22 protein-coding genes are annotated in these 24715 nt (G+C 47.8%); 4 read left to right on the top strand and 18 right to left on the bottom strand.

What is annotated here, in order from left to right; all coding sequences use genetic code 11:
• Positions 1-320 (top strand): aminomethyltransferase beta-barrel domain-containing protein (locus tag AMS66_RS33335; protein WP_330219273.1); only part of this gene is annotated, 320 nt, incomplete at its 5' end.
• Between the two features lie 139 nt (positions 321-459).
• Here AMS66_RS33335 and crcB (AMS66_RS01400) read toward each other — a convergent pair.
• Genes crcB (AMS66_RS01400) through AMS66_RS01385 form a run of 4 tightly spaced genes read right to left on the bottom strand, consistent with a single transcriptional unit; the run spans position 460 to position 3486 of the window.
• Positions 460-819, bottom strand: a complete 360-nt coding sequence (crcB, locus tag AMS66_RS01400) for a fluoride efflux transporter CrcB (protein ID WP_053779123.1) — start codon at positions 817-819, stop codon at positions 460-462.
• On the bottom strand, positions 816-1217 hold the full coding sequence (gene crcB / locus AMS66_RS01395) for a fluoride efflux transporter CrcB (protein ID WP_053779122.1): 402 nt from the start codon (positions 1215-1217) through the stop codon (positions 816-818). Before crcB (AMS66_RS01395) ends, crcB (AMS66_RS01400) begins: the two co-directional genes overlap by 4 nt.
• A gap of 28 nt (positions 1218-1245) precedes the next feature.
• Entirely contained in the window at positions 1246-2553 is a 1308-nt protein-coding gene (locus AMS66_RS01390) for a replication-associated recombination protein A (RefSeq protein WP_053779121.1), read from the bottom strand.
• A 54-nt stretch (positions 2554-2607) separates the two neighbouring features.
• Entirely contained in the window at positions 2608-3486 is an 879-nt protein-coding gene (locus AMS66_RS01385) for a LysR family transcriptional regulator (protein WP_053779120.1), read from the bottom strand.
• Positions 3487-3649: 163 nt separating this feature from the next.
• On the opposite strand from AMS66_RS01385, the gene AMS66_RS01380 reads away from it, so the two are divergent.
• Together AMS66_RS01380 and AMS66_RS01375 are read left to right on the top strand one after the other, a co-directional pair.
• Positions 3650-4390: an SDR family NAD(P)-dependent oxidoreductase gene (locus AMS66_RS01380; protein ID WP_053779183.1), complete on the top strand. Its 741-nt coding sequence runs from the start codon at positions 3650-3652 to the stop codon at positions 4388-4390.
• Between the two features lie 28 nt (positions 4391-4418).
• Complete coding sequence (locus tag AMS66_RS01375; protein WP_082350514.1) at positions 4419-5321, top strand: DMT family transporter; 903 nt, start codon at positions 4419-4421, stop codon at positions 5319-5321.
• Between the two features lie 141 nt (positions 5322-5462).
• Here the strand turns inward: AMS66_RS01375 and AMS66_RS01370 are convergent, their stop codons facing one another.
• The 12 genes from AMS66_RS01370 to AMS66_RS01320 all read right to left on the bottom strand — a co-directional run bounded on the left by AMS66_RS01370 (position 5463) and on the right by AMS66_RS01320 (position 21933).
• Entirely contained in the window at positions 5463-7649 is a 2187-nt protein-coding gene (locus AMS66_RS01370) for a HelD family protein (protein ID WP_053779119.1), read from the bottom strand.
• A gap of 177 nt (positions 7650-7826) precedes the next feature.
• On the bottom strand, positions 7827-9620 hold the full coding sequence (locus tag AMS66_RS01365; RefSeq protein ID WP_053779118.1) for an ABC transporter ATP-binding protein: 1794 nt from the start codon (positions 9618-9620) through the stop codon (positions 7827-7829).
• 70 nt (positions 9621-9690) lie between these two features.
• A complete protein-coding gene (locus AMS66_RS01360) occupies positions 9691-10989 on the bottom strand; it encodes an NCS2 family permease (RefSeq protein WP_053779117.1) in 1299 nt (432 codons plus the stop codon).
• A gap of 187 nt (positions 10990-11176) precedes the next feature.
• Positions 11177-11935 (bottom strand): tRNA threonylcarbamoyladenosine dehydratase, encoded by a 759-nt coding sequence (locus AMS66_RS01355; RefSeq protein WP_024633055.1) that lies wholly within the window; start codon positions 11933-11935, stop codon positions 11177-11179.
• 18 nt (positions 11936-11953) lie between these two features.
• Positions 11954-13732: an aspartate--tRNA ligase gene (gene aspS / locus AMS66_RS01350; protein ID WP_053779116.1), complete on the bottom strand. Its 1779-nt coding sequence runs from the start codon at positions 13730-13732 to the stop codon at positions 11954-11956.
• A gap of 202 nt (positions 13733-13934) precedes the next feature.
• A complete protein-coding gene (gene hisS, locus AMS66_RS01345) occupies positions 13935-15188 on the bottom strand; it encodes a histidine--tRNA ligase (protein ID WP_053779115.1) in 1254 nt (417 codons plus the stop codon).
• A 595-nt stretch (positions 15189-15783) separates the two neighbouring features.
• Positions 15784-17052, bottom strand: coding sequence for an SEC-C metal-binding domain-containing protein (locus AMS66_RS01340; protein ID WP_053779114.1), 1269 nt, complete (start codon positions 17050-17052; stop codon positions 15784-15786).
• A 616-nt stretch (positions 17053-17668) separates the two neighbouring features.
• Entirely contained in the window at positions 17669-18115 is a 447-nt protein-coding gene (locus tag AMS66_RS01335; RefSeq protein WP_053779113.1) for a hypothetical protein, read from the bottom strand.
• 113 nt (positions 18116-18228) lie between these two features.
• The gene (locus AMS66_RS01330; protein WP_053779112.1) at positions 18229-18735 is read right to left on the bottom strand and encodes a type 1 glutamine amidotransferase domain-containing protein; all 507 of its coding nucleotides are present in this window, start codon (positions 18733-18735) and stop codon (positions 18229-18231) included.
• A 303-nt stretch (positions 18736-19038) separates the two neighbouring features.
• Positions 19039-19206: a hypothetical protein gene (locus AMS66_RS32615; RefSeq protein WP_160319650.1), complete on the bottom strand. Its 168-nt coding sequence runs from the start codon at positions 19204-19206 to the stop codon at positions 19039-19041.
• A gap of 75 nt (positions 19207-19281) precedes the next feature.
• A complete protein-coding gene (gene dtd, locus AMS66_RS01325) occupies positions 19282-19743 on the bottom strand; it encodes a D-aminoacyl-tRNA deacylase (protein WP_053779111.1) in 462 nt (153 codons plus the stop codon).
• A 12-nt stretch (positions 19744-19755) separates the two neighbouring features.
• Positions 19756-21933: a RelA/SpoT family protein gene (locus AMS66_RS01320; protein WP_053779110.1), complete on the bottom strand. Its 2178-nt coding sequence runs from the start codon at positions 21931-21933 to the stop codon at positions 19756-19758.
• A 375-nt stretch (positions 21934-22308) separates the two neighbouring features.
• On the opposite strand from AMS66_RS01320, the gene uraA reads away from it, so the two are divergent.
• Positions 22309-23625 (top strand): uracil permease, encoded by a 1317-nt coding sequence (uraA, locus tag AMS66_RS01315; RefSeq protein WP_053779109.1) that lies wholly within the window; start codon positions 22309-22311, stop codon positions 23623-23625.
• A gap of 197 nt (positions 23626-23822) precedes the next feature.
• Here the strand turns inward: uraA and AMS66_RS01310 are convergent, their stop codons facing one another.
• Entirely contained in the window at positions 23823-24335 is a 513-nt protein-coding gene (locus AMS66_RS01310; protein WP_024633046.1) for an adenine phosphoribosyltransferase, read from the bottom strand.
• 36 nt (positions 24336-24371) lie between these two features.
• Positions 24372-24715, bottom strand: a 344-nt coding sequence (locus tag AMS66_RS33330) for a single-stranded-DNA-specific exonuclease C-terminal domain-containing protein (protein WP_236703070.1), incomplete at its 5' end; no start/stop codon positions are given.

Below are 24715 nucleotides of genomic sequence, written 5' to 3'. Positions count from 1 at the left end.
ATCAGCTGCTTGTCGTTCAAGGCGATGCACATGCAAGCCTGTATTCAACCGGCCTGACTGCAACAGGTGTAAACTGGATCGCAGGTGCAGCACATACGCCTAACGTACCATTCCGTTGTACCGCCAAATTCCGCTATCGTCAGCCGGATCAGGGTGTAACCCTGACATGGCAGGAAGATGGCAGCGTGGATGTACAGTTTGACCAACAGCAAAAAGCGATTACGCCTGGTCAAGCCGTTGTGTTTTATGATGGAGATGTGTGTCTCGGCGGCGGAACGATTGATCAGGTTCAAAAAGTGCCTGTACCGGCGCTGCAATAGATTCAAAACAGAAATGAACCCATCCCATATGCATTTTGCACAATACCCTGTATTCCTATAACAAAAGCCATCTTTCATGTATACCATGACGGATGGCTTTTTTCCTTCTTTTTCCTGCAAAAAAAATATTTTTTTTCACTTATGCAGCCAGCCACACTCCTGCAAAAGCGGACGCAACCCCTAGCAGTACCGAACTGATGACGTATAAAACTGCTCTTGAGTAACGTTCCTGCCCCAGCAGACCAAGAGTCTCATATCCAAATGTAGAGAATGTGGTGTACGCTCCGCAAAATCCAGTCCCCCATATCACCCAGATTCCGTCCGAAATCGAAGCTGACTGATGCCAGCCATAGAGCAATCCAAGTAACAATGAACCACTGATATTAATGCCCCATGTCCCCCATGGGAAGGCCGTTCCGAGCGAGCCGGATATCCATCGACCCAGTCTGTAGCGAAGCACTGCTCCCAGCATTCCTGCAAGACCAATCCAGATGATCATGGTGCAACACCGTCCTGCATCGGTTTAACCAGCATTCGCTGTCCAACCTTAATTCCCAATGCACACAGCAATAACCCTGCAAATAAACTCACAACGAGATATATAACAGCCTCCCCCCACATTCCTCCCTCAGATAAACGGACAATATCCAAAGTAAACGTGGAGAATGTGGTGAATGCGCCGGTAAACCCCGTACCAATCGCAAGGCGAAGTTGAGGCGTTATTTTGCCAGGAACAGCAATGGTGAAAAACCAACCCAAAAACAGGCTGCCGATGGCATTAATCAGCAGTACTGCCCAAGGGAAACCTTCATTTGTTACTGGCATCCATAATTGAATCCCATATCGGCACAACGTACCCACAATGCCACCGATTCCAATATAGAAAATTTCTTTCATCGTTCAAGCATCTCCCAGGTCATCGATCTTACAGCTCTCTGCGCCGCTGTTGGTTTAGACGAATCTTGGACTCATTGCCTTGTTCCGTTGCTTCATAAAATACACGACGCGAAAGCTGCTTCGGTAAATATTCCTGCTTCACGTAATGTCCCGGATAATTGTGCGGGTATTGGTAGCCCTCATGTCCCAGCTTCACTGCACCGGAATAATGGGTATCTCTCAGATGCAGAGGTACCTCCGCCGATTTCACCTCATCGATGGCATTCATCGCTTTTGAGATCGCAGTGTACACCGCATTAGACTTCGGACTTTCAACAGCAAACAGAATCGCTTGGGCAATGTTCAGCTTGGCTTCAGGCCAGCCATTATTGCGATAAGCATCCAGCGCCCCGATGGCCTGGGTCATCGCTTGTGGATTCGCAAGTCCAATATCTTCACTGCTCGCTGCAATGAGACGACGTATAAACGTCATCGGGTCCATCCCCAGCTTCTCTACCGCATACAAAAACCAGAACAGTGCCGCATCACTGGAACCCCGGATGCTTTTATGAAATGCCGACAATACATCATATTGTGTCGATTCATCTGCCTTCACAATCGGACGACGAATAGACTCTTCGGCTACATCAAGCGTAATGTGAATGGAGCCATCCATCTCTGGCGGTGTGGTCAGTGCAGCCAGTTCCAATGCGTTCAGCGCACGCCGAATATCGCCATTCGCCATCGTCGCAATATGCTCCAATGCCTCGTCGTCGGCCTTCAGGTCCATGAATCCCAAACCTTTATCCGCATCCGCCAGTGCCCGGCGCATCGCAATCAGGGAATGCTCTTTGTTCAGAGACTCCAACTGAAAAAGCGTTGATCGGCTCATCAAGGCCCCATTTACATAATGAAAGGGATTCTCTGTCGTAGCGCCGATAAAAATGATCGTGCCCTTCTCTACTGCAGGCAGCAATGCATCCTGACGTGAACTATTAAAGCGGTGTACCTCATCGAGGAACAAAATGGTTTTTGTTCCGTACAACTGCTTGTTCGTCTGTGCCTGCTCGATGACTTCACGAACATCCTTGACCGAGGCATCCACCGCATTCAGACGAACGAACTGTCCCTGCGTATGCTGGGAAATAATATGTGCAAGAGTCGTCTTTCCACATCCCGGAGGACCGTAAAGCAAAATGGACGAGATCTGATCGGCTTCAATGGCGCGCCGAAGCAGTTTTCCCGGTCCTATAATGTGCTCTTGCCCAATGTATTCATCAAGCCGCTCTGGCCGCATGCGGTCAGCGAGCAGTCTTGCTTGAGGTTCTGAATCCTGCTGAAACGAAAATAAATCCATTGCTCATCACTTCCTTAACGGATTGCCTTTACTTGATCCTTACCAAAACCCTGATTAATCTCTATTCTCTATCATATCATACTCCCGCGGCAGCATACCCATAAATGCGCTAAGCGCACTGCTGACAAAGGCATCCTTGCGTGTAATAAAATGAGTCATCATCCGATTCATGCCTACTGGGAGTGTGTGCTTGCGCAGTGATCCACTTTTGATCTGATGCCGAATGACGATCTCAGGTAACAGTGAAATTCCCATGCCGGAGGTGACCCCGCTAATAATCGCTTCAAGGGTTCCAAATTCCATAATGACCGGACGGGTTACACCGCTAACCGACAACCATTCCTCCAAAACCTGACGATATGAACAACCCATGCTGTAGACCAGAATCGGTTTACTGGTGAGTTCTTCGTCTTCCGGTCCCATACCGGAGGAGACAACGAATAGTTCTTCATCAAATACGGGAGTAGAAGCAATATTGGGGTGATCACTTGAACAACCGATAAAGGCCCCTTCCAATTCATACCCAATAACCTGCTCCATAAGCACTTGGGAGTTACCTGTAGTCAAAGATAAGGAGACCGCCGGATGCTGTTTATAGTATTTTGCAAAAAGCTCAGGCAACCGAACTGCTGCAGCAGTCTGCGTGGAACCGATCCGTAGCGGGCCAGCAGGCACACTTGTAGAGCTCAGCGCTTTTCCAGCCTCATCAAGCAGACCAATAATTTTATCCGCATACGTCAGCAGCATCTCACCTGCTGGAGACAACGTCATCCCCCGATTATGACGGATGAACAATAAGGTTCCTGCCTCGGCCTCCAACTGCCGTATTCTCGCTGTAACATTGGACTGCACGTAACCGAGTCGCTCCGCAGCTCGGGTCAGATTTCCTTCTTGTGCCACACATTGAAATATCCTTAAATCCCCGCTCTCCATTTTCGAGCCTCCCAACGATGACCTTTTCAGTCAGACATCATTTAAAATGATATCTAATTCATTAACAATCATTATACAGTATAGCTGCTTCGAGCTACAATCGGGGTAGATCAGAACACAGCAACTTACTTTCACTGTGTTCACTTAAGGAGTGTTAATGATGATGAACTGGACGAACACCGTAGCTTTGGTAACCGGAGGCGGAACAGGCATAGGTCGAGCTACCAGTATACTGCTCGCTAATTGTGGAGCCACCGTCGCCGTCAATTACTCCCGTTCCCAGGATGAGGCCGAAGAGACAGTTCAACATATTCTGGATGCGGGAGGCCATGCTTTTGCAATTCGGGCCAATGTGGGTTCCGATGTCGAGGTTCGCCACATGGTGGACTCTATCACTGAACAAGTTGGACCTGTAACTGCACTCGTAAACAACGCCAGTATCACGTATCATATCCCAATGAAAGATCTGGAAGCTGTAACGGATGAAATATGGAATGAACTATATGACGTCAATGTCAAAGGCATGTTCTACTGCGCACGGGCTGTAGCGAAAGGAATGCAGCATGCTGGCCAAGGCGCAATCGTTAATCTTGGGAGTATAGCTGGCAACACAGGTTCAGGCTCTTCCCTCCCTTACGCGGTTTCCAAGGCAGCGATTCACGGTTTAACCAAGTCTTTAGCACATGCGCTATCTCCCAATATTCGGGTTAACGCCATCATTCCGGGTGCAGTCGCGACCCGTTGGTGGGCAGGAAAGGAAGAACAGATGAATCATCTGGGCGGTGAGTTATTGTTGCAGCGATTAGCGGCAAGCGAAGACATTGCACATATGATTTGCGCCGCGTTGGAGCAACCATCCATGACCGGACAACTGATTACAGTAGATAGCGGTCAAACGCTTTGAGGGTGGGAAGCAAAAAGGAGGAAGCCTGATGAAGCCTTTAAAATATACGCTCCTAATCATCGTAACCACTCTCATCATGGGAACCTCGTTTCCTGCAGGCAAAATCGGTATGATGTATGCTCCCCCCTTTTTGTTAATGGGACTTCGCTATATATTGGCAGGAGCCTTACTTGCCTGGATCATCAGAAAACGTCCCATGCCTGTGGGTTGGAAAGAGTGGGCACAAATCGCCGTAATCGGTTTGTTCCAGTCGGCTGGAGTGATGGGCTGTGCATACTACAGCATGAACTGGATTAGTTCGGGTGAGTCCGCGATTATCACGTTTACGAATCCTCTGCTTGTTATTATCCTGAGTGCTGCTCTATACGGTGTTTCCTATCGTTTTATCCAATGGATTGGGGTTCTTCTGGGGTTTGCGGGTGTCGTGTTAACCTTTGGATTGCATATGAGCTTCAGTCCTGGAACATGGATTGGATTCGGTGGCGCTGTCTCCTTTGCTGTATCCACGTTGCTCATTAAACGCTGGGGAGCTGCTCATGATACATTTGTTCTTACCGCTTACCAGATGCTCGCTGGAGGCGCCGTACTGCTCTTACTGAGCGTCTTTACAGAGCAGCCTCATTTTATCGTGAATACAACGTCCATTGTTGTTCTGGTATGGCTAACGGTTTTCTGTTCCATCATTCAGTTCACACTCTGGTTTTATTTGCTGCAAAACACAGATCCGGCCAAGACCAGTTCCTTTCTTTTTCTGGCACCGCTGTTTGGACTGCTGTCGAGCTTCGTCTTGTTGGAAGAACATGTCGGCTGGATCGTCGGTGCAGGGGGAGTAATGATCTGTCTGGGCATTTTCCTGGTTAACCGTCATCCCGTCAGGCATGACTCAGCCTTGGATAAACCTGGTTTGACCCGACGAACACCTGCAAGTTAACCCAGTAGACGACCAACAACCAAATTGCAAATATACTTTCGTGAATAATGATTACCTGCTGAGAACGTACAAAAGAGCATGGCGCTTTAACAGCGCCATGCTCTTTCTATATTATTGATACTATGTTCAGCAAACAAGGATTCACTCTGACTCACTGTCAGGCCACCCTTGAATGGCAACAGACTCGCCTTCCGGATTGTGGGTTGCAGCAGCATAGTCCGGCAATGGGCCGTCGTGGAATAACCACAGTTCGTGCAATGCCCGTGTACAGCCAACGTATAACAGCTTCGCATCACCCGCATTGGGCAAATAGTGTTTCTCATCGCTATCCGCTACGATAACTGCATCGAACTCCAACCCTTTTGACAAATAGACAGGTAAAACGGAGTGACCGCCTGTGTACTGTTTTTTGCCGCCGTCAATCAAGTTCAGCTCCCAGCCTGCTGCCTGGAGTTCATGGTGAAGCTCCTTTGCCTCATGCAGGGTACGGGTCAGAATGGAGACGGTGCGATAGTCTTTGACCGTTAACAGCTTCAAAGCCTGTTCGAGGCTTGCTGTACGTCCTTTTTCCCCATAGGACAATGTCCGTACGGGATCACCACTCCGGAATACAGGAATCGCCGTAATGCCGCTCTTGACGCCCCGTTCCAGAATCGTATTGGCATAATCGATAATTTCCATTGTCGAGCGATAACTCCGGGTTAATGCAAAATATGCATTCTGTTCCTCAGGGAACAGCGAACTCATCTCTTCCCACGCATGAACACCACGGTACTCATGAATGCCTTGGGACAGATCACCCAGTATGGTAAAGGAATGCCCTTTGACGAACCGATCCAATAATGCCACATGAAAAGGAGAAAAGTCTTGCGCTTCATCAATGACAACGTGATCGAACCGCTCTGAGCCTTCAATATCATGGACCAAGGTATGAATATACACCAATGCAGGCAAATCCTCTTCACGGATGATATCCTGCTTCAGATCTGCTGCCGTTTGCTTCATCACCAATTTAGGGATAAGGCTGCTCAGCGAAGCAGGTACCGAACCGCCTTTAACGACCTTGAACAGCTGTTTGTACAACGTAAGCGGTTCATATTGAGGCCATTTTTTGGCGTAGGCTTTCTCACGGGTTGCCGCTTTCTTTTTACGCTCTTTGCGAACGGCTTCCGGGGAAGGTTTCTTGAGCTCCATCTCAATCCAGCGGTGAACACGCGCCATGACCCGCTCTTTCCGTTTTGCCAGCGGATAATGTTTGTATTCATCCCCGAACCAGTTCTCGATCTCGGCTTTGCTGAGCACCGCACCATCCCATGGACTGAAGTCCATATCGGGTACGGAATCCTCTTCCATCCCCGACAGCCACTCCCGAATTAATTCCATGAAGCGAATCGAGCCTTTATATCGCCCAGGTACATCATCATTGAGTTCAGGACGTGTATCCGGGGTTTCAAACCAGGTGTTCAATGTATCCGATGTATCCGCCAAAGGCAGGTCAAGTCCCAGCAGGTTCATTGCCCAATCCGGGAATGTACGCTGCTGAATGTCCCCTACACCGAGCTCTGGAAGTACATCCGATATGTAATCCAGGAACATGTGGTTGGGTGCGAAAATAACCATCTTCTCCGCAGATACCTGCTCCTTGTATTGATACAGCAAGAAGGCAAGTCGATGCAGCGCGACGGTTGTCTTTCCTGATCCGGCCACACCCTGAATGATCAATGCGGTGTTTCTCGCCGCACGAATAATCTGGTCCTGTTCCGCCTGAATGGTGGATACGATATCACGGAGCTTGTTGTCCTTGTTCTCTCCCAGTCGATACACGAGGAATTCATCCGATACAGCTGGTTGGTCGCTGTCCCGATTGTACGTATCTGCCACACGTTCCAATATGCGCTGCCGAATGACCACGTTTCGTTTCAGATAAACCAAGCCCTCAATGAGTCCCTCCGGGGCCTCATACGTTGCGGAGGCTTCCCCTCCGGTAAATGAGTAAAACAGGCTTGCGACAGGAGCACGCCAATCGATGACGAGCGGATGCTCTCCCACCTCTTCGCGGTCTACGCCGATTTTGCCAATATACAGCGGTTTCCGTGCACCACTGCCCTGTTCTTCGAAATCCAAGCGTCCGAAATAGGGTTGCTGCGCGCTCTTGGACAAGGCGGTGCGGCGCTCTTCGCGTCCGGCTTCCAGCACTTGTTCTGTGAAGTCGTGGCCGGTGTACACCGGCATATTCTGCAGCCGTTCCAGCTGACTGTCCACTTCCTTCATCGTTCGCTCTAACCTGTACTCTTCTTCTTGATAGGCACTTTGAAAGCTGTCTGACATGTTTCAGTTACCTCCTAAGAATATGTTTGTTCTGCATAGCCAATCACTGACGACACAAAAGGATACCCACTATATCATATTGATGTACAAAAAGCTACAGTAACCGGGATAGCAAAATGAAAGAAACCCCTGTTCCCTGTCCCGCGAAGAACAGAAGAACAACGGTCACCCTTTAAATCATTCCGGCTCAGAATTCGGTTTCCCATCCTGAGCTACAAACTGTTTCTGTGCCAGCTCACGGTATACTTGATGTGTACTGATCAACTCCGCATGTGTTCCGGTTCCCGTCACATGGCCCTGTTCCAGAACAACAATCTGGTCAGAGTCGACGACGGTGGATAATCGGTGTGCAATGACAACCGTTGTTCGTCCTTCCATCAGATTGGACAGGGCTTGCTGCACTTCATGTTCCGAGGTGCTGTCCAGACTGGACGTCGCTTCGTCCAGCATCAGAATATCCGGGCTGCGCAGCAGAGCACGAGCAATAGCGATCCGTTGGCGTTGACCACCGGAGAGCTTGATCCCGCGTTCTCCCACTTCTGTGTCGTAGCCCTGAGGCAGTTTATCAATAAAAGCTGAGGAATACGCCATCTCTGCCGCATGTCTAATTTCGTCCATACTTGCCTCACGGCCCAGTCCGTATGTCATGTTTTCCTTAATTGTCCCGGCCATCAGGGGACTTTCCTGTGAAACATATCCAATCTTGCTGCGCCAGGAAGCTAACGAATAATCCGTTATGGCTTGTCCACCATAGGATATACTGCCCGACCCCGGAAGATAGAACTGCTCCAACAGGGAGAACAGCGTTGATTTCCCGCTGCCGCTTGGCCCAACAATGGCCGTTACTTTACGGGCCGGAACGGTCAGATTGATCCCATGCAGTACCTCTTCCCCTGTTACATAAGAGAAATGCAGGTCGTTAAATGTAATCGTCTCATTGCCTTTTGGAGCAATTGCTGTGCTATGACGCGGTTCTTCTTCATGTGCCAGAATAGCCTGAATGCGTTCTGTCGCACCGACAACCTTTTGCAGACGTGAATATAGTGTCGTAAATTGCCCCATCGGCATAATCACCTGGAACAACAACAGAATGAAGGCGACCAGTTCACCCGGAGACAGCAAGCCAGAAGCCACCCGCATACCGCCAACACCCAGAATTACAACCAGTACAGCCGTCATGACAAACGTAAAGAGTGGACCGATCAATGCCAAAATCCGAGCTTCCTGTAGTCCAAAAGCAAACATCTTGCCAATGCGGGAATCGCCTGCTTCCGACTCCTGTTTCTCCGTGCCATAAGCTTTCACCAAACGAATCTCGCCAATGACTTGGCTGAGCACAGAAGTAAGACCTGCCATCTCGTCCTGCTGTTTTTTGGAGATTTTGTACATTTTACGTCCGACAGGTAACAGAATCAACAGCGTTAAGGGCACCAGACTGAGGATAATGAGTGACATGACCCAATCCAGATAGAAAAGCAACGCTACCCCGCCCACAACCGCAACGATATTGGATACAAACGAAACAAGATAATCCGCAATTAGCGTCATAATCTGACTCGTATCATTCGTGATTCGACTCATCGTATCACCCGTACGATTCCGGTCGAAATATGGCATCGGCAAGGATAACACCTTGTTCCACAGCTTCGTTCGCAGTGTCGCAACTACCCGTTGACCTGCATAATTCAACATGTAGATGCTGATGCCTGAAGCGATGGCCTGAATAACAAATGCACCCAGCAGCAGAAAAATAACAGACTTGTTCAGCGCGGACATCGTCAGCCCATCAATCAGCCCTTTGGTCATCAGTGGGACAATCAGGCCAGCTGTCGTCTGGATGAGTGTCAGAATTAACGCTATAATCAGAATAAGCTTCGGTGGATTTGTGGCAGCAATCAGCTTCACAAAGTCCTTGAATCCTTTTTTCCCTACTTTCGGTTCAGCTTGACCTGCTTGTTGTTGCTCTTCCATTCCCGTTCCCCCGTTCTCCCCTTGTTCACCAGAGATCATACGTATGAGCTTACATAACGTTCCCTACCTTTTACAATATCCCGTGCAGAACAAAATTGGCCAAAAACAGGATGGCAATGCCGTACATGACTTTAGGCACCTGTTTGCCCTGACCCGCCGCCAGCTTCGCTACGGGATATGCAATGAATCCAAATGCCATACCGTCCACGATGCTATAAGTAAATGGAATCATGACCATGATCAGAAAAGCCGGAAAAGCCTCCGTGAAATCACGGAAATCCATGTCCTTCACATCTTGTACCATCAAGCCGCCAATAATGATCAAAATAGGCGCAATGGCACTGTCCGGAATGTAACCCAACAGTGGAATAAAGAAGAACGTCGCACCAAACAGCACTGCGGTAACCAATGGAGTCAAGCCTGTACGCCCACCTGCTGCTATACCCGCTGTTGTCTCAGCCGCAGCTACTGTAGGACTACTACCAAAAATCCCGGCAAAAATATTGGAGATTGACAGAGCCCGCAAACTGCCCTTAAACCTTTGGGGGCGACCAATGAGATGGGTTTGGGCTGTAATCAGGCCAATGTTTTCAAATACAACAATCAGCAACAACAGAAATACAGCAATCCAGAACGATAGATCCACCAGATTCGCGAAGGACAGCTCGGCAAACAAACCGCCGTATTGATGCAATGCTTCTGTGGCAGACACAGGATCACCCGGTTTCACGGCACCAAGTACATAAGCCAGTCCTGTTCCCGCCAGAATACTGATCAGAAGTCCGCCCTGTACATTGCGTATAAATAAAATTAAGGCAATCACGAGAGTAACACAGGCAGTAATAACACCAGGATCATTAAAATGTCCAATGGCTACAAACGTGGTCTGATGTGCGATGACGATTCCGCTTTTTTGCAAACCGATGAACGTCAGGAACAAGCCAATCCCCACCGTTATGCCATGCTGCAAGTTTTTCGGAATGGCCTCACTAATCATTTTATATAACGATGTAAAGGCTACGACCGCAAACAGCACACCTGTGACGGATACAACCGCCAAGGCTTCCTGCCAGCTCAGTTTCATCGAATGTACGAGTGTGTAGGTGAAAAACGCATTAATGCCCATTCCAGGTACAACGATAATCGGCGATTTACCCCCAAATGCCATCAGCAAACACCCTGCAATGGACGTCAGCAGTGTACCCACCATAGCCGCCTGCAGCGGCATTCCGGCATCAGACAGAATTGTTGCATTGACCATCACGATATACACTACGGCGAAATAGGAAATGGCTCCCGCCACAATTTCCTTCTTCCACTGGTCTCCCGGCTCCATGCCAAGTCGTCTAGCCATCCATCCTTGTTTCATTCGTTCGGTTCCCCTCTCTCTCACTGCCGTTACTCTATGTATTTATCATCATTTCGCGCAGCACCACATATCATACACGGTTTTGGGATCGAAGTACATCACGTAACCCTGACATTTGTTAAGGTTTTGCGCATGCAAAAAAGCGCAGATACCTTGTCGGCATCTACGCTTTTCCATTCACAGCAGATTACTGCTGCTTGTTCTCTGCAATTTCGATTAGTTCCTTGACAGCAACACTGACCATGATCAGTCCGGCTACCGGAGGAACAAAGGCGTTACTCGCTGGCGGCTGTTTGGCCTTGCGAATTTCGGGCGCATTCTCGGGAACGATTTTCTGTGTTACATCTTCGCGTGGTTTGAGCGGCTTTTCGGTTGAAAAGACCACTTTCACACCTTTTTTAATACCGTCTTTACGAAGTGTCGTACGGACAACACGAGCAATCGGGTCCATGGTCGTTTTCGAAATATCCGCAACCTGGAATTTCGTCGGGTCCATTTTGTTTGCCGCACCCATGCTGGAGATAACCGGAATCTTACGTTTCAGGCATTCCTTGATGAGGTGGATTTTGTAAATGATCGTGTCGGAAGCATCCAGCACATAATCCAGCTCATACTTGAACAATTCCTCATACGTCTCTTCCGTGTAAAACATATTCAGTGCAATCGCATCGCACTCTGGATTGATGAGCTTAACCCGCTCCACCATCAGATCTGCTTTTTTCTGACCAACAGTCGTGGTCAAAGCATGAATCTGGCGATTGATGTTGGTGATGTCCACCACGTCTTTATCAATCAGAATGATACGGCCAACACCGCTGCGGGCGAGGGCTTCCACTGCAATACCACCCACGCCGCCGATGCCGAGCACAGCTACTGTACTATTTTTCAAGGCGTTCAGACCTTCAGGTCCGATTGCCAGTTCTGTTCTTGAAAATTGATGGAGCATTGAGAATCGATGCCTCCTTTATTTCTTTTCCGCCACCGGTTTACGGGCTACGCGGATGTGAAGTTGTTCCAATTGGGAGTTATCCACTTCAGAAGGTGCATTCATGAGCAGATCCGTTGCACTTGCCGTTTTCGGGAAGGCAATCGTTTCACGCAGATTCGTGCGGCCTGCCAGCAGCATCACCAGACGGTCGAGACCAAAAGCGATTCCGCCGTGTGGTGGCGTTCCGTATTCGAATGCTTCAAGCAAGTATCCGAATTTCTCGTTGGCTACTTCCGTAGAGAGTCCCAGGGCAGCGAACATTTTTTCCTGAACATCACGTTTGTAAATACGCATCGAACCGCCGCCCACTTCATAACCATTCAGAACAAGGTCATAGGCTTGAGCACGAATTGCACCCGGATCTGTGTCAAACAGATGCACATCTTCGTCTTTAGGACGTGTGAATGGATGGTGCTCTGCGACATAACGTTTGGCATCTTCATCATATCCAAGGAGCGGGAAGTCAACAACCCATGCAAATTTGAATTTGCTGTCATCGATCAGGCCCAGTTGACGACCGATTTTTAAACGAAGTGCGCCCAGTACATCTGCTACCACTTTTTTGGTGTCAGCAGAGAAGAGCAACAAGTCACCTTCTTCAGCGCCAGTACGTTCTTTGACTGCTTCGATCTCTTCTGGTGTAAAGAACTTCACGATTGGTCCTTTGAACTCGCCATCTTTGACTTGAATCCATGCCAATCCTTTTGCACCGTAACGCGCTGCGAAAGGACCGAGATCATCGATTTCTTTACGACTCCATGTGCCACAGCCTTTAGCGTTCAGAACTTTCACTTCTCCACCTTTTTCGATGACAGAAGCAAATACCTTCACACCACTATTTGCTACGATATCGTTCATTTCAACCAGTTCCATGCCAAAACGCAGATCCGGTTTGTCCGAACCGTATTTACCCATGGCATCTGCATACGTAATCCGTTGGAAAGGTAGTTCCAGCTCAATACCTTTCGTTTCACGCAGCAATTTGGCCATCAGTTCTTCCATCATTGGCAGCAGGTCATCCTGTTGCAGGAAGGAAGTCTCGATGTCGACTTGGGTGAATTCCGGTTGACGGTCTGCACGCAAATCTTCATCACGGAAACAACGAGCGATTTGATAGTAACGCTCAAGTCCGCCGACCATCAGCAATTGTTTGTAAATTTGCGGTGATTGTGGCAGGGCGAAGAATTCACCTTCATGAACACGGCTTGGTACGAGATAATCACGCGCACCTTCCGGGGAGCTCTTCGTCAGGATTGGTGTTTCTACTTCAACGAATTCTTCTCCATCCAGATAATCACGGAATACTTTGGATGCTTTGGAACGCAATTTCAATGTTTCAAACATTTCCGGACGACGCAGATCCAGGTAACGATATTTCAAACGAAGGGACTCGTCGACTTCCACACCATCTTCGATGAAGAATGGAGGTGTTTTGGCCGCGTTCAGCACTTCAATCTCCGTAATTTGGACTTCAATTTCGCCTGTAGGCAGGTTTTTGTTTACGGTCTCTTCGTCACGTTTAACGACTTTACCCGTTACCGCGATAACATACTCGCTCCGCACTCTGTCAGCGATTTGCAATGCTTCGCCAGAGTAAGCCGGGTTGAAAACAACCTGTACAATTCCGCTGCGGTCACGCAGATCGATAAACAATACGCCCCCCAGATCACGGCGGGTCTGTACCCAGCCGTTCAATGTTACGGTTTCACCGATGTGTGCGGGTGTTAACGCGCCGCAATGATGACTTCTTTTCATAACCAAACTCCTCATATGTGAATTTCCGTTCTGTATGGGGCGGGCAGAGCCCGCTTTTCAACAGTGCGGTTGTGTGAAGACGATTTTATTCGAAAAGGCATGTTACCTCTGGCTCGCCAACTTCCGTTTAATCCGAAACATTGGTGAACCTCAGTGATTTTGCCGGATCAATTGTTGCTATTTTACAGTTTCAAACTCGTGCTTATTTACTTCCGCGTATAGCTGCTACAAGCTCATCCAGCTTCACCGTTTGTTGTTCACCTGTATCCATGGACTTCAGGGCGATTTCGCCGCGCTCCAGTTCATCATCACCAAGAATGGCAGTGTAACGGGCTTTGAAACGGTCAGCAGATTTCATCTGTGCTTTCATTTTGCGACCCAGATAGTCGCGTTCACCGGACAGACCGGATTGACGGAGCTTGAACAGCTGACGGTTGACTTCACGATCGGCCGCTTCACCAAGAGCAACAAAATATACATCGAGTGGAGCAAGGGAACTAACATCAATGTTCTGGTGTTCCAGAATCAGTTGAATACGCTCCAGACCGATACCGAAACCAATACCAGGCTGATCAGGTCCACCGATATCTCCAACGAGGCCGTTGTATCTGCCGCCACCGCCGACCGTATCAATCGCACCAATGCCTTGAGCTTTCAGTTCAAAAGCAGTCAAGGTGTAGTAATCCAGTCCGCGTACCAGACGATTGTTAACCGCGTAATCTACGCCAAAATCATCCAGATACTCTTTCAGCTTGGCGAAGTGGTTCAAAGACTCTTCATCCAGACTATCCAGGATGGACGGTGCCCCTACGAACTTGTCTTGGTCGACTTTGCAGTCTAGCACACGCAGCGGATTACGCTCCATCCGGGATTGGCAATCCTTGCATAGGCTGTCCTTCATCGGTCTGAGGAATCCGAGCAATTTTTCACGATATTCTGCACGGCTGGCTGGGTTACCGACCGAGTTGATCTCGACTTTGACATCCTTCAGCCCCAGTTCTACACACAGCTGATACCCAAGCGCAATGACTTCAGCATCAATCGCTGGATCAAGGGCTCCGATGGCTTCTACACCGAACTGGTGGAACTGACGCTGGCGACCTGCTTGCGGACGTTCATACCGGAACATCGGACCGATATAATAGAGCTTGCTGACATCCGGTTCGCCATAGATTTTATTTTCCACATAAGCGCGGACAACACCCGCTGTACCCTCCGGACGAAGGGTCATGCTGCGGTTACCTTTGTCGTCAAAGGTATACATTTCTTTCTCCACAATATCTGTGGTCTCCCCAACGCCCCGTACAAACAAAGCAGTCTGTTCGAAGATCGGTGTGCGAATCTCACGATAGTTGAAGCGGCGACACAGATCACGCGCTTTTTCCTCTACGAACTGCCACTTTTCCACAACACCAGGCAGCAAGTCCTGCGTTCCAGTCGGTTTTTGAAAAGCCATCTTTCATCCCTCCAGCATCTATTTTTCTCTGTATAACAAAAAAATCCCTCGCCCTGTCGCTGTATATACAGCAAACAAGGGACGAGGGATTGTGTTTACACATTCACCCGTGGTACCACCCACATTCCGGAATCCCTGACACTTTCGCCGTTCAGGTGATGATCTAGGTTGCTCCAGGCAATCCGATCAAACAGATCATTCCGCTCTACGTATAACGCACGCCCTGCGCAGACCAGCTAATGACCATCAGATATAAATCTAATGTGTTCGCCGTCTGTTCTCGGGGAAGTCATTCGTCCGCTCATCAAGAGAATCCTTACAGCCTGGGGATTCCTCTCTGGTCATGTGGGCACGGAGTACTTGGTCCCGTCATCAAATCAGTAATATAGTTCAAAAATCGACTTGTATTGACTATAGTCAACGTATTATTTTCTGATTGTAATGAACCGCAGTGCTAAAGTCAAGGGTTAACACAAAAAGATAGCACTAAAAAAAATTCTCACACGCCGTACGGGATGCCGAGTCCACAGAAATTAAGGATAATAGAAGCTGGATTCATCAGATGAATTCCAACTTCTATTGCCTTCTTATATCTCTATTGCTTCAGCATCCACTTCAGCAGATCCGGCACACTCGCCCATAGACGGGAGTGCATAATGACATATTCAATCGCTTCGTCGGAATCGCCCATTCCGACAAAATCAGGGAGGTTATGCGGCAGCCGCTTCAAACCCAGCAGGTAATCAGGCACATGCTTGTTCACACCCCGGGCCACACGGTACAGCATTTTGAGCTGGGAGGTGATTCCGTTCTTCTTATACTCCAGAATGATCTGGTCATAGGCAAAGGCGGCTGCGGCGTCACCTTTCCCATACTTCTCCAGCAGTTGCTCTGCCTGCTTCAATTGGTTGCTGTACAAATACACAGCAGCGAGCAGGTAACGCGCTCCGGTATTATCTTCCGTATTAAGCTCCAAAATATGCTCCAGGATTTGTGCCGCTTCTTTGGCATCTCCGCCAAACCAGCAGGATTCGGCGTAGCTTTTGCATATCCGGATATATGGACGAGTCTCATGAAGCCCCCAGAAGTCCCCCTTGTTCTTCTCAAAAAACAGTTCGCCCAGTTCGCGTTCGCCAGCAGCGATTCCAGCCTTGAAGTAAGCTCGTGCATCAGGCTCATTATCCGATTCCTCAGCCAGAATAAGATACGCTTCAGAGCTGTCAGAATACATCTCCAGGGCCGTTTTCGCCAGCTGTATTTTGCGTTTGGAAGAACTGGCTTCCATCGCCTTATACAGCAGAGCCTGCGCTTTGTCCTTCGATGTGCCTGGGCTGTTCAGAATCATCAGCTCGTCCGTTTCGCCGCCCATGCCGTATTCTTCGATGTAATTATACATCTCCTTAACCTTCCGGGAGATCGTCCCTGTCGTTACCTCATATTTATCGGCCAGCTCAGCCTTTGAGACATTGAAGCCGTATTCCTGGGACAGTAAATACTCAATTGCGGCACAGAACGAGCCTGTCTTCTTCACAGTAGGGCGGGTCTGACGGGAATAGCCGTGCCATAGCACCAGAGCTTCCAAAATCAGCTCCCGCTCGTATTGGTTCCTCATGTCCTCAATAAGCTGCAGGGCCAGCTGTTCGTGAGCCGGATGCTCCCATTTCAGTTCGCGCGCCACCATCTTTTTCAACTTGGTCAAGGTCAGTTTGCTCTCAGGCTGAATCGAGGCCTCCTGGACAGGCTGCTCCGTTGATATCAGCCGCAGTACTGATTCTACCGCAGAGGACTCCTTGTCCAGACAGCATTTCTTATATTTTTTCCCGCTTCCGCATGGGCATAAATCATTTCTTCCAACCTTACTCAAAACTAATTCCCCCTTAAATCTGTCACTAGCCATTCGCATGAGAACACCGTTGCTTTAGCATTATAGGTGTCATTTCTCAAACGAGGCATTCTATATAACTGACAATTTCCATAAGTCAGAAACGGCTGCCCGGCTCTTATATAAGGGCGGGGCCGTTTCAGCGAGTATATGTTCATCTGGAATATGACGGATCACTCTGGCGATGAATTCCTCACACACTCTATCATAGGATTGGATTCGCCTGAGCCCAATCGCTGGAACCTTGATTTACCGTCCAATGTAGCCCAACTATGAAAACAATTCGCTTTAAAATATTTAAATCCATTTCTCTATTCTAGCAAAAATTTAAATACGGGGTAAACTTCGCCCAAAACATATAAATTCTCATCTCAAAAAAAAAACCTGCACACGGTGTGCAGGCTCAAAGGATATATAAAAAAAGGGGGTCATGTGTGTTATTATAAACGGGCTATGTTAAAGGCTTATGTAACTAATATTACAGGAGTATTACAAAAATGATAGCGCTTTATAATTTGTTGTTTTCTACATTATAAAAAGCCCTTGCAATGCCTGACTTAAATGTCTGGGGCATTGAACAAGGGCTTCATTTTACGTGTTAATTCAATTCTTCCACATAAGCTTGGTTGGAACGAAGTTTATGAATGATTTCCTCATAATCCTCATCCCTTACTTTGGCAGACAAAACATAATGCAGATCATCATAGTCAGCCGAGGACACATCCGCAGCATCCAGAAGGTCGCCATCCTCATTGACATTATCTCGGGAACCTCGCTCGGTATCGCGATCCACATTGCTGACGACCGGGATTACATTTTCACTGGCGGGAACCCCAGGGGCAGCACCCACACCCATGGCTCCATTGGTTCCTACGCCACCTGCTGTGTTATAAGGCACCAGAGGTACCATGATCCGTTTGTCTCTGCCAACCGCACTGTCCAGTTGCCCTACTTCCAAATGCTCTGTACGGAACGTCTGAAGTGAGGTTCTTGCTCCCTCTGCCTCGTCCTCGGTCCGAAAATACGCCTGAATATGTTTTGTCATGTCAAACCCTCCTTTATCGGAATAAATGCTTGATGAAACGAAAAACTTAGAAGCTTCGAGCTCCAACCTATAACGTAATCATATTTAACGTATGATTACCTGACTTCATTTCATTAAATAACTTTTAGCAACTCGCGGACAAATGCGGGCTCATCGGCAGGTGTGCGGGAGGTAATATAGTTACCATCTACAACAGCTTCATGATCCTTGAATTCTGCCCCTGCGTTCACCATATCATCCTTGAGCGGTGGATAGGATGTAATCGTACGGCCTTTCAACAAATTCGCACTTGCCAGAATTTGAGGACCGTGACAAATGGCAGCGATTGGTTTCTTCGCACTGTTGATCTCCGTTACGAATTTCAGGATATGTGCGTCCGTACGCAAATTTTCAGGAGAAGATCCTCCAGGAATGACAACTGCGTCGTAATCCGAAGCCGAGACCTCAGCGATCGCTTTGTCCGAAGTATAGGAGGCTTTACCACCTTTGCCCTTCAGTGTCTCTCCTGCTTTCAAGCCGATAATTTCCACGTCGTGTCCGGCTTTTTTCACCTCATCATATGGAACCTGCATTTCCGAATCTTCAAAATCATTCGCCAATAAAAAAGCAACTTTACTCATATCGTATGTTCTCCTTTCCGTGTTCGAAATTTCTTGAAATCGGGTATTCGCAGAAATTTATGGTGTACATTTCTTGTTCATTGCCCGTAATAAATGCTGAACCTGGCACGCCATCGTGCCTCGTTCTGTTATTACCCTAACCAGAGCCGTTTATAACATGACGAGCCTGTATTATTTTGACTTTGATCAAACAATCCGAGTCAGGAACGGTTAAGTTCCATAACAAAAAAAGTCTTGATTCGATGATCGAATCAAGACTTTTTCACTTCTGTTACATAAATATTGATCTAATACTGTCAGCACTCAGTCACGCGGAAGACGGCTCTGCTCCCCTTTATCCGAATCCTGAAGGGCCCAAATTGTTGTTGCACATTCGGCAGCAGCGCGAGCAAGCTTCAGGGACTCATACAGGTTTCCAGGTAGAAGCAAAGGTTCTATTCGGGAACGTGTTTCCTTGACGGATTGGCGCATGAGGGTGGGATACTCCTTTGATCATCTTGTGTTATGAACCGAATTATCCCTCATTATGGCCTGTTCCCCAACCAATTATGCATGCGTTTCTTGACGAATAGGGCTTTCCAGCATTAAAGTCACAGGTCCCCAATTCGTGAAAGTCACATCCATCATCGCTCCGAAACGTCCGGTTTCAACCTGAATTCCTTTATCCCGTAACAGCTGATTAAACGTTTCATACAACAATTCTGCCGCTTCAGGTCTGGCTGCCGCTGCAAAGCTTGGGCGTTTCCCTTTGCGACAATCTCCGTACAACGTAAATTGTGAGACAGATAATACAGCCCCGCCCATATCGATCAGACTGAGATTCATCTTTTCCTGCTCATCCTCGAAGATTCGAAGTCCCGCGATTTTGTCTGCCAAATATATGGCATCCTTCTCCGTGTCCTCATGTGTAATTCCCACGAGTAACATCAATCCGGATTCAATTCTTCCCGTCAGCTCGTCTCCAACGGTCACTTGAGCCTCTTTACAGCGTTGTACAAGCACCCTCATCTTACAGGCTCCTTACTGCATAATCCGATGCACAGAATAGACATCTTTCACCCGTTTGATTCGTTCCACAACCGAATGCAGATGCTCCGTATTGCGAATCAGAATAGTGACGTGCACCAATGCTAATTTATTTTTATCTGTACGTCCGGTGACGGCAGATATATTGGTTTTACTTTCGGAAACAGCTTGAAGCACTTCGTTGAGCAAGCCATTGCGATCATGGCCCGTAATCTCAATATCCACGCTGTAGTTGGCTTCAATATTCTCTTCCCACTCGACTTCAATGACGCGAGCTGCTTCTTCTCCGTCCGTACTTGACGGGATGTTTGGACAGTCACTACGATGCACGGAAACCCCACGCCCACGAGTAACATACCCGATGATCTCATCCCCTGGTACAGGGTTACAGCAGCGTGCAAAACGAACAAGCAAATTGTCTATGCCTTTGACACGAATGCCATTTGTCGGACGGTTTTTGCGTTCAGGTGCAGGCTTCAGCTCACGCATCTCGGAATTCAGTCCAAGTAAGCTTGATTCTTCCTGCTCCTTGCGAAGTTTCTCCGTTGCTTTGGTCACGATCTGTGCAGCGGTAATACCGCCGAATCCAACAGCTGCGAGCATATCCTCAATATCATTGAAGGCATACTTTTTGGCTGCTTCCTGCAACTTATCGTCCGTCATCCAAGCGGACGGATCAAGCCCCATGCGCTTAAGCTCACGTTCGCAGCTGTCGCGTCCTTTTTCAACGTTTTCTTCGCGCCGTTCCTTTTTGAACCATTGCTTGATCTTCGCTCGTGCGTGAGAGGATTTTGCAATTTTAAGCCAGTCCTGGCTCGGTCCATAAGAATGTTTAGACGTCAAAATTTCAATGATATCGCCTGTCTTAAGATGATAATCGAGCGGAACGATACGGCCATTCACTTTAGCCCCAATCGTCCGATTACCCACCTCTGTATGGATTCTGTATGCAAAATCCAATGGAACAGATCCAGTAGGCAATTCAATAACTTCACCTTTTGGCGTGAATACAAAGACCAGATCCGAGAAGAAATCCATTTTGAGTGATTCTACAAATTCAGACGCATCCTGCGCTTCATTTTGAAGCTCAAGAATCTCGCGGAAGAACGTAATTTTATCTTCAAAGTTGTTTCCGTTTGCAGCGCCTTCTTTGTAGGCCCAGTGGGCAGCAATCCCGAATTCAGCAGTGCGGTGCATATCCCATGTCCGGATCTGGACTTCAGTCGGTTCACCATTGGGACCTACGACCGTTGTATGCAGCGATTGATACATGTTCGCTTTCGGCATCGCGATATAGTCCTTGAAACGTCCAGGCATCGGTTTCCATAACGTGTGTATAATTCCGAGGGTAGCATAACAATCTTTGATGTTATCCACAATAATACGAATCGCAAGCAGATCATAAATCTCGTTAAACTGTTTGTTTTTCGTTGTCATTTTTTTGAACACGCTGTAGATGTGCTTGGGACGACCAGACAGGTCTGCCTGAATTCCCATCTCATCCAGCTTGCTCGTAATACCGTCCATAACCGTATCAATATATTGCTCACGTTCCGCACGCTTTTTGTGCATCAGGTTTGCGATTCGGTAATATTGCTGCGGATTCAAATAACGGAGGGCGATGTCCTCCATTTCCCATTTGATCGCAGAGATACCCAGACGGTTCGCAATCGGACAGAAAATCTCCAACGTTTCATAAGAAATCCGGCGTTGGCTTTCTTCCGACTGAAACTTGAGTGTCCGCATATTATGCAGACGGTCGGCCAATTTGATCACGATGACACGGATGTCCTGCGCCATGGCGATGAACATTTTGCGGTAGTTCTCGTTCTGCTGTTCTTCCTTGGAGCGGAACTGAATACGTTCCAGCTTCGTCAAGCCGTCAACAAGCATGGCACACGTATTGCCGAAATGATTGCGGATTTCTTCAAGTGAAACCGTAGTATCCTCTACTACATCATGAAGAAGCGCTGCAATTATGGAGATGGTGTCCATCTGCATGTTTACAACAATATCGGCAACCGCAAGCGGATGCAGAATATACGGTTCTCCCGATTTTCGCGTCTGTCCATGGTGGGCCTGATCAGCAAATTCGTAAGCTTCACGTATGCGCACCAGATCGGGTTCTTTGATATATGCCCCGGCCTTCTCGAGTAATTGCTCTATGCCCATTCTGATCTGTTCCGTGTCCTTTCTATACAAAATGGAACCCGTGACATAATATCAACACAGGTTCCCCGTAAAAGTAATTTCCTATAATTATGACGCTTCGCCCGTTTCCCGTCAACTACTGACGAATAAGAGCACATATCCAATTTTTTTATACGTTCCGTGTCATTCCCTTAAGATGTTGCCTGATATTCAACTGAGGTTGGAAATCGCCCTCATTTATTATGTATTATTACCGTTATTTACCGAAATAGAAGGGTTAATTCTCGAAATAAAAATTCTTCTGCCCTGCTCAGCGGAAAAATGTTATTGCTAAATGAAGAGAAACTCTGTACTATATTGAAGATTTGTGTTTCGGAAAAAGGAGATGAACATTCATTGCAACGTGAAATTCAGGTTAATCAAAAAATGCCGCTTGGCTCAGGCTCACTGCTGAGTCTCCAGCATTTGTTCGCCATGTTTGGCAGCACGGTACTCGTGCCGAACCTGTTCGGTGTCGACCCAAGTATGATCTTGCTTATGAACGGTATTGGAACATTGTTGTACATACTCATGTGTAAAGGAAAAATTCCGGCCTATCTTGGGTCAAGCTTTGCTTTTATCGCGCCCGTGTCATTTGTGTTACTCGAACACCCCGATAACGGTTACTCCATGGCGCTTGGAGCGTTCATCGTAACGGGAGTTGTATTCTGTCTTGTGGCTCTTATCATCAAATATACCGGAACAGGCTGGATTAACGTTGTTTTCCCGCCAGCGGTTATGGGCGCCATTGTTGCCCTAATTGGTCTCGAGCTAGTACCTGTGGCAGCCGGAATGGCTGGTCTGATCAATTCAAACCCTGCTGAGAACCCCGACTGGGTACCTCAGGCCAAACCTATTATTTTAGCCATGGTTACTCTCGGGATCACTGTTATTGGTGCAGTAACCTTCCGTGGGTTCCCCAAGATCATTCACATCCTGATCGGGATTGTATCCGGTTACGTGCTTGGATACTTTATGGGTGAAATAAAGACCGAGAAAATAGCGAACGCTGACTTTATCTCACTGCCTACCGTAACGACACCGACATTTGACTGGTCTGTCATCCTCACCATTTTGCCTGTCGCCCTTGTTGTCATTGTCGAGCACATCGGACATCTGCTTGTAACGAGCAGCATTGTAGGCAAAGATCTATCCAAAGACCCTGGTCTGCATCGCTCCCTGCTCGGGAACGGCGTTTCAACCATTCTTTCCGGTTTCGTTGGATCCACACCGAATACAACTTATGGTGAGAATATTGGGGTTATGGCTCTGACCCGAGTTTACTCGACGTATGTTATTGGCGGCGCTGCCGTTATCGCGATCGTGCTTTCTTTCTCAGGTACGTTCTCAGCACTTATAGCTAACATTCCTGTTCCGGTTATGGGTGGTGTATCTTTACTTCTGTTCGGAGTTATTGCGGCATCCGGTTTGCGTATTCTGGTCGAACAGAAAGTGGATTTTGCTAAACCGACCAACCTGTTGCTAACTACCCTTGTACTCGTCATCGGACTCAGTGGTACTGAGATCACGTTTTATGGTGTTCATCTCAAGGGAATGGCTCTGGCAACCATCGTCGGAATTCTGCTGAGCTTGTTGTTTAAATTATTTGAAGTACTGGGTTGGTCGAATGATCAAACGGAGAAACAGCCTTTAACCGAGAAAACTCCGGATTGATTGATTTCTTGCCGACTGGTTTGAAAGAACAATGTTTATTCATTCTTCATTTTATACACCGTACAACGTAAAAAGCCTGCTCTCTAACCTTTACGGGTTGAGGGACAGGCTTTTTGCAAATAGTTAATGCTGTATATTATTTCCCGGGAAACGGGAGATCCAGTTCACGTGACTTCACAGCAACGAATGCTGGAATTCTAGTAGTTCATCAATGTAAATACATCAATTCCCGGCAATTTCGCACGTCCATTCAAATCAGACAGCTCAATCAGGAATGCTGCACCTACAATCTTGCCACCCAATTGTTCAATCAGGTTAATGGAGGTAGCAATAGTTCCGCCTGTCGCCAGCAGATCATCCGCAATCAGGACATTTTGTCCTTTTTCGATCGCATCTGTATGCATAGCAAGCGTATCCTTGCCATATTCAAGATCATAACCGACTTCGATCGTCTCTCCAGGCAATTTTCCGCTTTTACGAATCGGAGCAAAACCGACACCCAGAGCGTACGCCAGAGGAGCGCCCACAACGAATCCACGTGCTTCAGGTCCAGCAATAACGTCAATTTTGAGATCCGAAACCATTACTTTCAGCTCATTGATCGCCTTGCGGTACATTTCTCCATCCTTCAACAATGTCGTAATGTCTTTGAAGCTGATTCCCGGTTGTGGAAAGTCAGGAATGACACGAATATAATCTTTAAAATCCAAAATAATCTCCTCCTAAAATAAATGCACAACTTCTATCTAAGATACGCCCTTCATCCGGGATATCATCCATTGTGTCAGTTGAGGGGTCGATGCATCCAGCATCACCTGCTCTGTCTCGGCCATACTCTCCAGCGCCTGATAATGACGCGAAGCGGTTAACTCACGTTTGGGCGGGTTATCCACAAACACAATCTTTCCATCTTCTCGGGTAATGAACGATAACTCTTCAAAAACATCCAACATCATTGTAATCATGCGCGGCGAGCAGCCACACTGACGACTGAGCACAGGAGTGATCTCTTGTTCCTCCACCGGTTCAGCTCTCCATTTGGACACCAGCATATAAATACGCTTGAAGAGTTCTCTGGAAGGCATCTGAA

The sequence above is a fragment of the Paenibacillus xylanivorans genome (genome assembly GCF_001280595.1).
GTDB lineage: Bacteria > Bacillota > Bacilli > Paenibacillales > Paenibacillaceae > Paenibacillus > Paenibacillus xylanivorans.
This window is presented reverse-complemented; position numbering and strand designations above follow the sequence as displayed.

Bases quoted from the DNA above. Each gene is read 5' to 3' on its own strand.
- crcB (WP_053779123.1), bottom strand. From the start codon at position 819: ATGATCATCTGGATTGGTCTTGCAGGAATGCTGGGAGCAGTGCTTCGC.
- crcB (WP_053779122.1), bottom strand. From the start codon at position 1,217: ATGAAAGAAATTTTCTATATTGGAATCGGTGGCATTGTGGGTACGTTG.
- AMS66_RS01390 (WP_053779121.1), bottom strand. From the start codon at position 2,553: ATGGATTTATTTTCGTTTCAGCAGGATTCAGAACCTCAAGCAAGACTG.
- AMS66_RS01385 (WP_053779120.1), bottom strand. From the start codon at position 3,486: ATGGAGAGCGGGGATTTAAGGATATTTCAATGTGTGGCACAAGAAGGA.
- AMS66_RS01380 (WP_053779183.1), top strand. From the start codon at position 3,650: ATGAACTGGACGAACACCGTAGCTTTGGTAACCGGAGGCGGAACAGGC.
- AMS66_RS01375 (WP_082350514.1), top strand. From the start codon at position 4,419: ATGAAGCCTTTAAAATATACGCTCCTAATCATCGTAACCACTCTCATC.
- AMS66_RS01370 (WP_053779119.1), bottom strand. From the start codon at position 7,649: ATGTCAGACAGCTTTCAAAGTGCCTATCAAGAAGAAGAGTACAGGTTA.
- AMS66_RS01365 (WP_053779118.1), bottom strand. From the start codon at position 9,620: ATGGAAGAGCAACAACAAGCAGGTCAAGCTGAACCGAAAGTAGGGAAA.
- AMS66_RS01360 (WP_053779117.1), bottom strand. From the start codon at position 10,989: ATGAAACAAGGATGGATGGCTAGACGACTTGGCATGGAGCCGGGAGAC.
- AMS66_RS01355 (WP_024633055.1), bottom strand. From the start codon at position 11,935: ATGCTCCATCAATTTTCAAGAACAGAACTGGCAATCGGACCTGAAGGT.
- aspS (WP_053779116.1), bottom strand. From the start codon at position 13,732: ATGAAAAGAAGTCATCATTGCGGCGCGTTAACACCCGCACACATCGGT.
- hisS (WP_053779115.1), bottom strand. From the start codon at position 15,188: ATGGCTTTTCAAAAACCGACTGGAACGCAGGACTTGCTGCCTGGTGTT.
- AMS66_RS01335 (WP_053779113.1), bottom strand. From the start codon at position 18,115: ATGACAAAACATATTCAGGCGTATTTTCGGACCGAGGACGAGGCAGAG.
- AMS66_RS01330 (WP_053779112.1), bottom strand. From the start codon at position 18,735: ATGAGTAAAGTTGCTTTTTTATTGGCGAATGATTTTGAAGATTCGGAA.
- AMS66_RS32615 (WP_160319650.1), bottom strand. From the start codon at position 19,206: ATGCGCCAATCCGTCAAGGAAACACGTTCCCGAATAGAACCTTTGCTT.
- dtd (WP_053779111.1), bottom strand. From the start codon at position 19,743: ATGAGGGTGCTTGTACAACGCTGTAAAGAGGCTCAAGTGACCGTTGGA.
- AMS66_RS01320 (WP_053779110.1), bottom strand. From the start codon at position 21,933: ATGGGCATAGAGCAATTACTCGAGAAGGCCGGGGCATATATCAAAGAA.